This is a genomic window from Corynebacterium curieae (assembly GCF_027570035.1).
Classification (GTDB): domain Bacteria; phylum Actinomycetota; class Actinomycetes; order Mycobacteriales; family Mycobacteriaceae; genus Corynebacterium; species Corynebacterium curieae.
Genome location: NZ_JAKMUU010000004.1, coordinates 1 through 12,350 on the forward strand (window position 1 = coordinate 1; position 12,350 = coordinate 12,350).

General features: G+C 63.8%; 11 protein-coding genes and 1 tRNA gene. 4 read left to right on the forward strand and 8 right to left on the reverse strand.

The window, feature by feature from the left end:
* Positions 1-48: 48 nt before the first annotated feature.
* Together L8V01_RS07490 and L8V01_RS07495 are read right to left on the reverse strand one after the other, a co-directional pair.
* Positions 49-124, reverse strand: a tRNA-Thr gene (locus L8V01_RS07490).
* 76 nt (positions 125-200) lie between these two features.
* Complete coding sequence (locus L8V01_RS07495; RefSeq protein ID WP_269946474.1) at positions 201-1,439, reverse strand: DNA polymerase III subunit delta'; 1,239 nt, start codon at positions 1,437-1,439, stop codon at positions 201-203.
* On the opposite strand from L8V01_RS07495, the gene L8V01_RS07500 reads away from it, so the two are divergent.
* Together L8V01_RS07500 and L8V01_RS07505 are read left to right on the forward strand one after the other, a co-directional pair.
* Positions 1,438-2,970: an adenylate/guanylate cyclase domain-containing protein gene (locus L8V01_RS07500; RefSeq protein ID WP_269946475.1), complete on the forward strand. Its 1,533-nt coding sequence runs from the start codon at positions 1,438-1,440 to the stop codon at positions 2,968-2,970. The genes L8V01_RS07495 and L8V01_RS07500 overlap by 2 nt on opposite strands.
* An 11-nt stretch (positions 2,971-2,981) precedes the next feature.
* Complete coding sequence (locus L8V01_RS07505) at positions 2,982-4,220, forward strand: DUF418 domain-containing protein (RefSeq protein WP_269946476.1); 1,239 nt, start codon at positions 2,982-2,984, stop codon at positions 4,218-4,220.
* On the opposite strand, the gene L8V01_RS07510 is transcribed toward L8V01_RS07505, so the two are convergent.
* Together L8V01_RS07510 and topA are read right to left on the reverse strand one after the other, a co-directional pair.
* Positions 4,170-4,766 (reverse strand): hypothetical protein, encoded by a 597-nt coding sequence (locus tag L8V01_RS07510; RefSeq protein WP_269946477.1) that lies wholly within the window; start codon positions 4,764-4,766, stop codon positions 4,170-4,172. The genes L8V01_RS07505 and L8V01_RS07510 overlap by 51 nt on opposite strands.
* Positions 4,767-4,784: 18 nt before the next feature.
* The gene (topA, locus tag L8V01_RS07515) at positions 4,785-7,760 is read right to left on the reverse strand and encodes a type I DNA topoisomerase (protein WP_269946478.1); all 2,976 of its coding nucleotides are present in this window, start codon (positions 7,758-7,760) and stop codon (positions 4,785-4,787) included.
* Between the two features lie 248 nt (positions 7,761-8,008).
* Between topA and L8V01_RS07520 the strand changes: the two genes are divergently transcribed.
* A complete protein-coding gene (locus L8V01_RS07520; protein WP_269946479.1) occupies positions 8,009-8,638 on the forward strand; it encodes a DedA family protein in 630 nt (209 codons plus the stop codon).
* Between the two features lie 44 nt (positions 8,639-8,682).
* On the opposite strand, the gene L8V01_RS07525 is transcribed toward L8V01_RS07520, so the two are convergent.
* Complete coding sequence (locus L8V01_RS07525) at positions 8,683-8,886, reverse strand: cold-shock protein (protein ID WP_269946480.1); 204 nt, start codon at positions 8,884-8,886, stop codon at positions 8,683-8,685.
* A gap of 179 nt (positions 8,887-9,065) precedes the next feature.
* On the opposite strand from L8V01_RS07525, the gene L8V01_RS07530 reads away from it, so the two are divergent.
* Positions 9,066-11,429 (forward strand): Zn-binding domain-containing protein, encoded by a 2,364-nt coding sequence (locus L8V01_RS07530; protein WP_269946481.1) that lies wholly within the window; start codon positions 9,066-9,068, stop codon positions 11,427-11,429.
* Between the two features lie 23 nt (positions 11,430-11,452).
* On the opposite strand, the gene L8V01_RS07535 is transcribed toward L8V01_RS07530, so the two are convergent.
* Genes L8V01_RS07535 through L8V01_RS07545 form a run of 3 tightly spaced genes read right to left on the reverse strand, consistent with a single transcriptional unit; the run spans position 11,453 to position 12,330 of the window.
* Positions 11,453-11,779 carry an Rv3654c family TadE-like protein gene (locus L8V01_RS07535; RefSeq protein WP_269946482.1) on the reverse strand — a complete coding sequence of 109 codons (327 nt, stop codon included), beginning with the start codon at positions 11,777-11,779 and terminating at the stop codon, positions 11,453-11,455.
* Positions 11,772-12,086: a hypothetical protein gene (locus L8V01_RS07540; protein WP_269946713.1), complete on the reverse strand. Its 315-nt coding sequence runs from the start codon at positions 12,084-12,086 to the stop codon at positions 11,772-11,774. The genes L8V01_RS07535 and L8V01_RS07540 overlap by 8 nt, the downstream gene beginning before the upstream one ends.
* A 55-nt stretch (positions 12,087-12,141) precedes the next feature.
* Complete coding sequence (locus L8V01_RS07545) at positions 12,142-12,330, reverse strand: DUF4244 domain-containing protein (RefSeq protein ID WP_269946483.1); 189 nt, start codon at positions 12,328-12,330, stop codon at positions 12,142-12,144.
* Positions 12,331-12,350 lie beyond the last annotated feature (20 nt).

The window sequence follows — 12,350 nt, forward strand, 5'->3', positions numbered from 1 at the left end:
TTTCCCCAAAACCGCGAAAGGCCGCAGGCTATACACCTGCGGCCATTGTGGAGCCGCCTGCGAGAATCGAACTCGCGACCTTTTCATTACGAGTGAAATGCTCTACCGACTGAGCTAAGGCGGCACGCTGCTCGGCATGCGCCAGTGCAGCAAGAGAGAGTTTAACCTAGGGGCGCCGCGGAATAGAAATCGGGCCCCACCTACAGGCACGCGCGGCGCAAGCGGCCCACTAGGCCGTCGAAGGCAATCTGCGTGCCGACGTTTTGGGTCAGCTGCTCGCGGCACAACGTGATGGCCGCCTGACAGTCCAGCAAGCCCTCCTCGCTCACGCGCTGCGCAATCTCACCAGAAAGTCCAGCGAAGTCCGGGTGGGTGAGATCCACCTGCGCGCCCACCTTCTGCATGAGCGCATCGCGGTAGACGCCGGAGAGATCAACAAGCACCAGATCCAGATTGTCGATCACGCGGCGCTTCGCCCGCTTTTTGTGCTGGTCCTGCAGGTCCTTGATGGCGGAGCGGGCGTCGCGCTGCGCCTTGGCCGCGCCCTTGCCCTTCGCACCCACGCCGAGGGTCTGTTCCAGCTTCGCCAGCTCGGCCTCTTCCTGGTCCTTATGCGACTCCTTCGCCTCCGAGTCCACCAGCTTCAGCAGCGAGGTCACCGCCTGGAAGCCTTGGGAGCCGTGGAAGACGTCCTCTGCCAGGTTGATGGCCACCGCGCGGCGTTTTTGCACCGCCGGGTCGTTGACTAAGCGCCGCGCCCGGCCGACGTGGCGGAGGGAGGTAAGGGCGGCCAGGTGGGCGTCGTGATCCGAAGCGCCCTCGCTGACCAGCTGGGCGGTAATGCTCTCCACCGACGGGGAGGGAATGTAGAGGTGGCGGCAGCGCGAGCGGAGGGTCTGGGAGAAGTCCTCGGGGGCGTCGGAAGGAGCACACATGATGATCACGGTGCGCGCCGGCGGCTCCTCCACCGTCTTGAGCAGGGCATTCGCGCCGTTATTGTTCAGGCGGTCAGCATTATTGAAGATCACCACGCGCCAAGGGGCCACCGTGGGCAGGCTCGCCGCGCGGCCGATGACCTCGCGCACCGTATCCACGGGAATGATGACCTCCTGTGGATCCACGAGGACCAGATCGGTGTGCTGTTTGGTTTCTAGCACCGCGCGGCAGGCCTCGCACCGGCCGCAGCCCGGCTCCTCCGGGTCCGTGCACATGAGCGCGGCCGCAAAATCGATGGCGGCCAAGGAACGGCCGGAGCCCGGCGGGCCGGTAAATAGCCAGGAATGGCTCATCGCCCGCGGGTCTGCCCCCGGCATCCCCCGAGCTGCCCGGGCGGCGCCCAGGATAGTGCGGGCCACACCTGGGGTATCTGCCAATCTTTGCGCAACGCTTCCGGTATTCACTCGCCCTAGCCTACTGGTCTTACTAAAGTATGAAAGCATGAATAGACTACTGCGCGGCGCACGATGGCTCATGGGTACCCAATGGCCGGTCTACGCCGCCTTAGTCCTTGGCGCGAACCTCATCGGTGCCATCGCGATTATGACCTTTGTCCTTTATTTCTTGCCGATGCCGGAGATTAAGGATTTTGCCGCCGAGCTGCCCAGCCTGATGGGCGTCGCCGCGGTGTACCTCATCTTTGCCGTGGTCATCGGCATCGCCGTCACCCTGCTGCTTTTCCGCCCGGTGCTGGACTGGCAGCGCAACCCGGACGAGCATGATCCGAATATGGTGCGCAACCTGGTGCTGCGCATCCCTGTCTACCAATCCGTGGTGGCGGCCGCGGTGTGGCTCATCGGCATCATTTTGGCCGTAGTGATTTCCGGCCGGGAATCCGGCCGCCTCGGGCTCGTCGTGGGCGTGTCCGCCACCCTGGCCGAGTTGGTGGTGGTCATCTTGACCTACCTGCAGGCAGAGCGCCTCGTGCGCCCGGTGGCCGCCCAAGCAGTGGCGCGCCGCTTTGAGGATGCCACCCTGGAGCCGCCCATCAAGTACCGCCTCATTTCAACCTGGCTGATGACCTCCGGCGTGCCGCTGGTGGGCATCTTGCTCGTGCTCATCGCCCAGCGCACCGGGCTCTTCTCCGGCACCGCAGGAGACCTGGTTCCCGCCATCACAGCCCTGGCGCTAACCGCCCTGGGCACCGGGTTTATTGGTACTAGCTTCGCGGTGATGAGCGTGGTGGACCCGATCGTGGAGCTCCAAGACGCCATTAACCGGGTGCGCCGCGGCGAAAACAATGCCGAGGTCGATATCTATGACGGTTCCGAGCTGGGCGTGCTGCAGGCCGGTTTCAACGAAATGATGCGCGGCCTGCGCGAGCGCCAGCGTGTGCGCGATATCTTCGGCCGCTACGTCGGCGCCGAGGTGGCGCAGCGCGCCCTAGAGGAGCGCCCCGAGTTGGGCGGCGAGGACCGCAAGGTCGCGGTGCTTTTCATTGACGTCATCGGTTCTACTACCTTCGCCGTCAACCACTCCCCCGAGGAGGTAGTGGAGGAGCTCAATAAGTTCTTCGAGCACGTCGTCAAGGTGGTGCACCGCAACAAGGGCATCATTAATAAGTTCCAGGGCGATGCCGCGCTGGCCGTCTTTGGCGCGCCGCTCAACGTTTATGATTCCGCCTCCATGGCCCTGCAGGCCGCCCGCGAGCTGCGCGGCGAGTTGCGCGGGCTGGAGCTGCAAGCAGGCATTGGCGTGGCGGCGGGGCACGTCGTCGCCGGGCACATCGGCGGCGCGGATCGCTTCGAATACACCGTCATCGGTGACGCCGTGAACGAGGCCGCGCGCCTAACCGAGCTCGCTAAGGACACCCCGGGCCAGGTTCTTACCAACGCCGCCACGCTCAAGACCGCCAATGAGGCCGAGCAGGCCCGCTGGACTATGATGAAATCCATTGAGCTGCGCGGGCGTCACCGCATGACCCAGCTGGCTCGCCCTATCCGCGCTACCCTGGCAGAACGTTCCGAGGTATAACGAGGTTTTCAGTGAGCTCAGCTCCACGGCCCCGCATGATCGTGCCCGATGTGGCGCGCGGCATGGCCCTTTTAGGCATCGCCATGGCCAATATGACCACGGCATGGATCATCACCACCGACCGGCCGGGCAGCTATTTCGGCGGCATCATCGATGGCAGCGCGTGGGATAAGGCGGCCGTCGTCTTCGGCGCCTTCTTTGTCCACAATCGCGGCCTGCCCATGTTTTCTACCCTGCTCGGCTTTGGCGTGGGGCTCATTGCGATGAGTCTGTGGCGGCGTGGGTTTCCGGTGCGGGCGGCACGCGGGGTCATCGCCAAGCGCTATGCCTTCTTGGCGGCGATGGGCGCAGTGCACCTGGTGCTGCTGTTTTGGGGCGACATTATGTTCTTCTATGGCGTGGCCGGAATTATCATCGCATTCCTGCTGCGCAAGCGGGATTCTACCCTCATGCTCATTGCCTATATTTTATTTGCACTGTGCGCGCTGGGCGGGGTGGTAGCCTTCATTTCCGGCGCTATGGATCCCCTCGGCGTGGTGGCCACGGAAGGCATTGGCACCATCGAGTCTTACCCAGATCTGCTCCTCAGCCAGCTTATTACCCTGGGCAGCCAGGCCGTTGCCACGCCGATCATTATGCTGATGTACCTGCCCGTCATGCTGGTGGGCTTTGTATGGGCGCGCCAAGGCGTGCTTGCCGACGTCCCCTCTCACCGCCCCACCCTCCTGCGCTGGGTCGCCATCGCGGTGGCCATTACCGTCGTAATCGGTACCTTATGGTCTTTGAGCACGCTGGGGGCCATCGGGCCGCGCTGGGCCAATGCGGCTAATAATGCCAACGCTTTCATCGGCGTCTTTACCGGGCCTGGCATCCTGGCCGGGCTCGCGCTGCTGCTGCAGCCGGTGCAGGAGCGGCTTTCAGCCGGCGCGCCGCTGCCCGCAGTGCTGTGGCCCTTTGCGGCCCTGGGCAAGCGCTCCATGAGCGGCTACGTGGGGCAGTCCATTCTCTTTTTCTTCCTCGTGCACCCGTTCACGCTGAACTTCGGCCACGATCTGGGCGCCTTCGGCCAGGCCGCGCTGGCCTTCGCGGTGTGGTTGGCCACGCTTATCGGGGCGTGCGTGCTGGAAGTCTTCGACCTCCGCGGGCCGTTCGAGGCGGTGCACCGCCGGCTGTCCTACGGTCCGACGATGCAGCCGCAGCTACCGCGTGCGGCACAAGCCATCAATAAGCAGCAGGTGGCCGACAACTAGGGCGCCCGCCTCGGCCGCGCCCACCAGGCGCGCCCCCTGCTTCCGCTTACCGCGATATTCCTGCGCGAGCCCCGCGCGCAGGGCCGTCAGCCCCTCGGCCGCGACGAGCAGGTTGGCGCCGTGGCTGATGCCCTTGCCGGCATCGGTGCGCAGCGCTGGATCCCCCGCTAAAGCCGAGGTCGTGAGCACGGCTGCGCCGCCCACCGCGACCGCGGCGGCTGTCGGCTGTGTGCGAGTGGCAGCAACGCCCGCGCCCCATGCGGCCGCGCGCAGGCCCCAGCCCAGGGCATCGTTGCGCGAGCCGCGGCGATAGAGGCTCCACGCATAGGCGGCGTGGTTCGCAGTTACGGCCGCCACGCCGAGCGCCGAAGGACGGGTCAGCCGGCGGGCCTTTTCCACCTGGCCAATCGCTCCGGCTACAACTCCGGCGCCTACGGCGGGCTCTTCGCGAACCGAAGCCAAAAGCTGCGGCCGCGCGCTGATGTCGGTGACGGCGCGCCACAGGGCCGCGGCGCCTTCTTGGGTGCGGGCAAGAAAATCGTTCATGCCCGCCACCTTACGCGGTTACTTCTTGCGCGAGCCGGCCTTTACCACGTTCTTCGTGCCGGGCGAAGGCTTCTTAGTTGCCTTCTTGCCAGCCTTCTTCGTGGATTTTTTGGTGGCCTTCTTGGTTGCCTTCTTCTTCGTCGTCTTCTTAGAGGACTTCTTGGTGGACTTCTTCTTGGTCTCGCCGGAGGCTTCCTTGGCGCGGCGCTCGGAAAGGAGTTCGTTCGCGCGGGCGTCGGTAAGCTGCTCCGGGTCATCGCCGCGGCGCAGGGAGGCATTGGTGGTGCCATCGGTGACATACGGGCCGAAGCGGCCGTCCTTGACGGTCATGGGCTTGCCGGAGACGTCGTTATCGCCCAGCTGCTTAATCGGCGGCTGGGCCGCAGCGCGGCCGCGACGCTTCGGCTCGGCGTAGATGCGGCGGGCCTCGTCCAAGGTGATGGTGAAGATCTGCTCTTCCTTAGCCAGCGAGCGCGAATCGGTACCCTTCTTCAGATACGGGCCATAGCGGCCGTTCTGCGCGGTGATCATCACGCCGTCGTCCTCTCCCACCTCGCGCGGCAGGGAAAGCAGCTTGAGGGCCTCCCCCAAAGTCACGGTGGAGGGTTCCATGGAGCTAAACAGCGAAGCCGTACCCGGCTTGAGCTTGTTCTCGATGTACTCCTTGACGCGCTTTTCTTTCTGCTTTGCGGCCGTCTTGGTTTCCCAATTCTTGGCGCGCTTGCCTTCCTCGGCGCGTTGCTTGTCTTCCTCGGCACGCTCCTTAGCGACGACCTCCTCGGCCTCACCCTCGGCCTTCTCCCGCTCATCGTCGCGGACGATTTCGGTGACATACGGGCCGAAGCGGCCCTCCTTGGCCACGATCATGCGGCCGTTTTCCGGGTTCTCGCCCAGCTCGCGGCCGCCCTGCGGAGTGGCGAAGAGTTTTTCCGCCAACTCCTCGTTCAGGCCGTCCGGGGTGACGGTCTCAGAGAGGTTGGCGCGCTGGTACTCAATACTGCCGTCGTCGTTAGTGCCAACGGCGCGCTCGATATACGGGCCGTAGCGGCCTACGCGCACGAAGACATCGCGGCCTTCGGCGTCGGTATAAAGCAGTAGCGAGTTGACCTTGCGGGCATCAATGGCTTCCAGGTTGACGTCGATAAGCGACTTCAGGCCGCCGTGACGGGCAATGGAGGCCGCCTTTTGCTCGTTGGCCTCGGCATTGCCAAAGTAGAAGCCGTTAAGCCAAGCGGTGCCGTCCTCGATACCGGTGGCAATCTGGTCTAGCTCGTCTTCCATGGAAGAGGTGAAGTCATAGTCCACCAGCTCGGTGAAGTTCTCTTCCAACAGGCCCACGACGGCGAAGGCAACCCAGGAGGGCACCAGCGCATTGCCGCGCGAGACCACATAGCCGCGGTCCTGGATGGTCTTGATGATGGACGCGTAGGTGGACGGGCGGCCGATGCCCAAATCCTCCATCTTCTTGACCAGGCTGGCTTCGGTATAGCGCGCCGGCGGGTTGGTGGAGTGGCCCTCCGCGGAAATCTCCTTGGCGGTCAGGGCGCGGCCCTCCTCCAAGTGCGGCAGGCGGGTCTCGCCCTTCTTGTCACCCTTGGCGTCATCAGCGCCGTAGGCCTTCAAGAAGCCGGGGAAGGTAATGGTGCGGCCGGTGGCGGAGAATTCCACGTCATAGCTGCCGTTATCCGTAGTGGCATTGCCCGCCACGGTGACCTTCATGGAGGTTCCCTTGGCATCGGCCATCTGGGAGGCGACGGTGCGCTTCCAAATCAGGTCATAGAGCTTAAACTCTTCCGCATCCAACTGGCCGGAGAGCTGGCCTGGGGTGGCGAAGGACTCGCCGGCGGGGCGGATGGCCTCGTGAGCTTCTTGCGAGTTTTTGACCTTGCGGTCATACACGCGCGGGGAATCAGAAACGTACTCTGCACCATAAATGCTGGTAGCAGAGTTGCGCGCGGCGGACAAGCCCTGCTTGGACAGCGAGGTAGAGTCCGTACGCATATAAGTAATGTGGCCGTTTTCGTACAAGCGCTGAGCAATGCGCATGGTGCGCTCGGAGGTAAAGTGCAGGCGGCGGCCGGCCTCCTGCTGCAGCGTGGAGGTCATAAACGGCGCATAGGGCTTGCGCGTATAGGGCTTGTGTTCCACCCCGGCGACCTGCATATCCGCACCGCGCAGCGCGGTTTCTAGCGCCTTGGCCTGCGGCTCGGTAATGACGATGACGTCCTTGCTCTTGACGTTTCCGCGGTCATCAAAGTCGCGGCCCAAGGCCACGCGCTTGCTATTGACGGCCGTGAGGCGGGCGTCGAAAGTAGCGGGGTTATCCGCATCCGCCGCGCCGGTATCCAAGGTGGCGGCCAGATCCCAGTAGTCGGCCGGGATGAACGCCATGCGCTCGCGCTCGCGCTCGACGATGACGCGGGTGGCCACCGACTGCACTCGGCCTGCAGAAAGCCGCGGCATAACCTTCTTCCACAGCACCGGGGAAACCTCGTAGCCGTAGAGGCGGTCGAGGATGCGGCGGGTTTCCTGGGCGTCGATAAGGTTGTAATCCAAATCGCGGGTATTGTCCGCGGCCTCCAGGATGGCGGACTTGGTGATCTCATTGAACACCATGCGGCGCACCGGCACCTTAGGCTTTAGGACCTCCAGCAGGTGCCAGGCGATGGCCTCGCCCTCGCGGTCGGGGTCTGTTGCGAGGTAGAGCTGATCGCACTGCTTCAGCTTGGATTTTAGGTCCGCGACCTTTTTCTTCTTATCGGGGCTCACCACATACAGCGGCGCGAAGTCATCCTCCGGGTTCACGCCGAGGCGCGCCCAGGATTCCTTCTTATACTTAGCCGGCACGTCCGCAGCGCCGCGGGGAAGATCGCGGATATGGCCCACGGAGGCCTCCACGATGTAGTTATCTCCGAGGTAAGGCTGGATCTTCTTCGCCTTCGTCGCCGACTCGACGATCACCAAGGTCTTTCCCGGCCCGGCTGCTTCTGCCACTTCGACTTCATCCCTTTCGATGATGCGAACAATAAGGTATGCACGCTTTCAGCAATCGCCCCTAGCGTACACAGTTGATCTGCATTTCCTTTCTCGCACCATATACGCGGTACTGCCAAAAGGCCGTTTTCAGGGGCACTATGTACCCCCACGGAACGGGTCTATACTGGCCTACTTAGAACGCCCAGTAGCTGTGAAAGCATTGTGGGGCACAATAGCACACCCAAGACGACGCCCGGGGAGGATTCATGGTTGACACCATCACTATGTGGATCGAAACCGTCATGTCCACAGAGTGGATCTACCCGCTGGTCGGCGTGCTGATCTTTGGTGACTGCTTCTTCCCCGTCCTGCCGTCTGAAATCCCGCTCAATATGGCCGGCGCGTGGTCCGGCTCCCAAGGCTTTCCACACCTGCCCACCATGTTTTTCGTGGCACTGATTGCCGCCATGATGGGCGATAATCTCTGCTTCCTGCTAGGCACACGGTTTATGCCCCTGCTCAAGCGCGTGCCTAAAGGCTCTAAGGCCTACGAGGGGCTGAACTGGGTAAGGCGCAATATGCGCCGCGGCGGCGGTGCGGCCATTATTATTGCCCGCTTCATTCCTTCAGCGCGCCTGTTTATGACCATCCTGCTGGGATCAATGCGGTTCCCATGGATCGTCTTTGTTTTCTTCGACACCATCGGCGTCGCGCTCTGGGCCAGCGAGGCGCTCGCCATTGGCTACCTCGGTGGCATGGCCTTTTCCAATTCACCGGTCCTCGCCGTAGTGGTCAGCATCATCGCCGCGATCATCATCGGCGTGGGGCTACAAAAGCTGCAGAATAAGTTCACCGAATGGTGGGATACCCGCCGCGGCTACGCAGAAACGCCGTAGCGGGAAGACCGTAGCGAGAAGGCCATAGCGAGGGAGCAGGCCGGCTAGAGTACGGACACGGACTGGGCTTGATCGCCCTTCGGGCCGGAGCCTACCTCGAAGGTGACCTGCTGGTTTTCTTCCAGGGTACGGAAGCCGCTGCCCTGAATCTCGGAGTAGTGGACGAAGATATCGCCCTCGCCGTCCGCGCGCTCGATAAAGCCGTAGCCCTTTTCAGAGTTAAACCACTTAACGGTTCCTTGTGCCATGGTGTGCAGTCCTTTTCTTGATTATCGGTGCGGCGATTCCGCACCAAGGGAGGTTTCGGTAAATGCGTCCTTTAGCAGTACCTTAAAGGGTAAACACCGCACCAAGACATCATTGGCCTCATATCAGTGTGACACGTTCCACGCCAAAGCGATAGACCAAACTCACGAGGGGGTAGAAATTGGCTCACCCGGAAACGGATAATCCCCTGGGAGAAGGGCTCCTCGAGTTCATCCAGCGCCGCCTCAATGAGTCCACTCTCACATTTCAGACCACCCTGCCGCCGCAGCGCGCGCAGTATGCCGAGTGGCCCGAGTGGGTGCTGCCGCAGTTGCGGGAAAAGCTGGTAGAAGGGGGCGTCGGCAAGCTGTATAGGCACCAGGCCGAGCTCGCGCAGGCCGCCTGGACGGGTAAGGATGCGGTGATTTCTACCGGCACTTCCTCGGGAAAGTCCCTGGGCTACCAGCTGCCCATCCTGAGCCGGCTGGCGCAGGAGCCGACCGCCTGCGCGCTCTATCTCACCCCCACTAAGGCGCTGGGATCGGACCAGCTGCAGGCGGTGCTCGAGCTGTGCCGGGGCATTCCGGCGCTCAAGGACGTAGTGCCCTCGCCCTATGATGGCGATACCCCGCAGGAATCCCGCGCGGGCGTGCGCGATCATTCGCGGTTCATTTTCTCCAATCCGGATATGGTGCATATGTCCTTGCTGGCGGCGCATGCGCGGTGGGCGCGGTTGCTGCGGCACCTGGAGTTCATCGTCATCGATGAATGCCATTCCTACCGGGGCGTTTTTGGTGCGAACGTGGCGCTCGTGCTGCGGCGCCTGCTGCGCCTGTGCGCGCACTATGGCTCGCGGCCGACGGTTATTTATGCCTCGGCCACCATGAAGGACCCGGCCCGGCATGCGCAGCGCCTTACCGGCCGGCCCGCCCGCGCGATTACAGAGGACACCGCCCCCACCGGCGCGCGCACCGTGGCGCTATGGGAACCGGGCTTCATCGAGGGTGCCGAGGGCGAGCACGGGGCGCCGGTGCGACGCGCCGCCACCACCGAAGCGGCCGAGATGATGGCCTCCTTCATCGCAGAAGGCGCGCGCACCATGACCTTTGTGCGTTCGCGCCGCTCGGCCGAGGTCGTGGCCATGCGCGCGGCCGAGGTGCTCTCCGGTAGCCTTGGCCGGCCCGATTTTGCCCAGCGCATCGCCACCTACCGCGCGGGCTACCTGGCCGAGGACCGCCGCAAGTTGGAGCGCGCGCTTGATGACGCCTCCTTGCTCGGCGTCGCCACCACCTCCGCCCTCGAGTTGGGTATCGACGTCGGCGGTCTCGATGCCGTGGTCACGGCCGGTTTCCCGGGGACTGTCGCAAGTTTTTGGCAGCAGGCAGGGCGCGCCGGCCGCCGCGGGCAGGGCTCGCTCGTAGTGCTCATTGCCCGCGACGAGCCGATGGATACCTATCTGGTCCACCACCCGGAGGCACTGCTGGGTCGGCCCGTGGAGGCCAGCGTATTCAACCCGGCCAATCCGTATATCCTCTTCGGCCATGTCTATTGCGCCGCGGTAGAAAAGCCGCTGGATGATGCCACGATTGCCGCCTGGGGCGCCCAGGACGTGGTTTACCAGCTGGCCGAGTCTGGCCTGCTGCGCCGCCGCGAGCGCGGCTGGTTCGCCGTGCCCATCCCTGCGCATTCGCCGGAGGAGCTCTCCCCGGAGACGGCACATACCGCGGTTTCGCTGCGCGGCGGGGCGGGCGAAGAAGTAATGATCGTGGATTCCTCCGACGGCCGACTGCTCGGCACCATCGATGCCGCCCGCGCCACCAGCCAGGTCCACCCCGGCGCGGTCTACCTGCACCAAGGCGAGAGTTTTGTCATTGAGGAGCTCATCCTCAGCGATTACCTGGCCCTGGCCCGCCCCGAGGCACCGGATTATTCCACGACTCCGCGCTCCACCACGGATATCCGCATCCTGCGCGAGGCCGATAACCTGGTCAATTACTCCCCGGGGCTGTGGGTAGCGGACGTGGAGGTAGAGGTCACCGACCGCGTCACGGGCTACCAGGTGCGGCTTGCCGACGGCACCATTGGCGATGACATCCCCCTCGATCTCCCCGAACAACGCCTGGTCACCCGGGCAGTGGCCTATACCATCGACCCAATGGCGCTTTCCGCCATGGGTGTGACGGCCTCCGATACGCCCGGTACCTTGCACGCGGCCGAGCACGCCGCCATTGGCCTGCTGCCGCTTATCGCCACCTGTGACCGCTGGGACATCGGCGGCGTTTCCACCGCGCTGCACCCCGATACGCAATTGCCTACCGTCTTTGTCTACGACGGCCACCCCGGCGGCGCCGGTTTTGCCGAGGAGGGCTTTCGCCGCTTCCCCGAATGGATCGAGGCCACCTTCGAGGCGGTGCGCTCCTGCCCTTGTGAATCCGGGTGCCCGTCGTGCGTGCAGTCGCCCAAGTGCGGTAACGGAAATAACCCGCTGAGCAAGGATGGTGCCATCAAGCTACTGGGTGCGCTGGTCACCATGACGCAGGGCTAGCCGCACCATTGCCTCCTGCCAGCTCATACCGGACCGGCCTTCGCCTGAGTGGACCGGCCACGGACCGTGGCGGTGACGATGACGTCGCGGCCGGATTCGGTGCAGGTTTCTAGGGTGGCGTCGTTCAGCGCGGCGGTATCGCTTGCGGCAGTGCAGGCATCCTCGCCGGTGGCGAGGGCCCAGGCACCGGCGACCGCCGCGAGATCGGCCGCCACTTGGGCCTCGTGTCGCGCGGCCACGCGCGAGCCCACTGCCGCCACGATAAGCAGCAGGCTCACAATCGCGACGATGATGCCGGCCGCGGCAATGGTGGCATAGCCTTCCTCGCCAAGGCGCCTCGGCCTATTCATGTCCGCCCACCTCGGCTGGAAATACGGCCTCGGAGCGCATGGTGCCAATGGGAGCATCCACGCTTACCGACGCCCTCACCAGCCCACCGTTTTCCTCCACGCTGACCTGGGCATCCTCGCGCGCGGGGTAGTATTCGACGCCGATGGCGTGCGAACGCGCGGCCGCGCCCGCCATGTCCACCGCGGCGATATAGGACGCCATCGTGGCAATGGCACCCACTATTCCCGCCGCAACCAAGACCAGGGAGCTTAAAGCCAAGGCGGCCTCGATGGTCACGGAGCCATCGTCATCAAATACCCTGTGCATCATTTCTCCTTTCTGCCGGCAAGATGGACCCGCCGGCCACAATTAGGTAGCGGTGCTAGCTCGGGGTATTCGATAGGGCGTCGGTAATAATGCCCTCGATGGCATCCACCACGCCGCCACCATTGATGACCATGTAGAGCACCCCGGCAAGCGCTGCGGCCGCCAGAGAGCCCATAGCGTATTCAATGGTGCTCATCCCCGCGTCATTGCGGATGAGCTGGGAATACTTATTAAGTGCGAGCATGATTAGTGTCCTTTCACATG

Bases quoted from the DNA above. Each gene is read 5' to 3' on its own strand.
- L8V01_RS07520 (WP_269946479.1), top strand. From the start codon at position 8,009: ATGGTTGACACCATCACTATGTGGATCGAAACCGTCATGTCCACAGAG.
- L8V01_RS07525 (WP_269946480.1), bottom strand. From the start codon at position 8,886: ATGGCACAAGGAACCGTTAAGTGGTTTAACTCTGAAAAGGGCTACGGC.
- L8V01_RS07500 (WP_269946475.1), top strand. From the start codon at position 1,438: ATGAATAGACTACTGCGCGGCGCACGATGGCTCATGGGTACCCAATGG.
- L8V01_RS07545 (WP_269946483.1), bottom strand. From the start codon at position 12,330: ATGCTCGCACTTAATAAGTATTCCCAGCTCATCCGCAATGACGCGGGG.
- L8V01_RS07540 (WP_269946713.1), bottom strand. From the start codon at position 12,086: ATGCACAGGGTATTTGATGACGATGGCTCCGTGACCATCGAGGCCGCC.
- L8V01_RS07510 (WP_269946477.1), bottom strand. From the start codon at position 4,766: ATGAACGATTTTCTTGCCCGCACCCAAGAAGGCGCCGCGGCCCTGTGG.
- L8V01_RS07495 (WP_269946474.1), bottom strand. From the start codon at position 1,439: ATGCTTTCATACTTTAGTAAGACCAGTAGGCTAGGGCGAGTGAATACC.
- L8V01_RS07535 (WP_269946482.1), bottom strand. From the start codon at position 11,779: ATGAATAGGCCGAGGCGCCTTGGCGAGGAAGGCTATGCCACCATTGCC.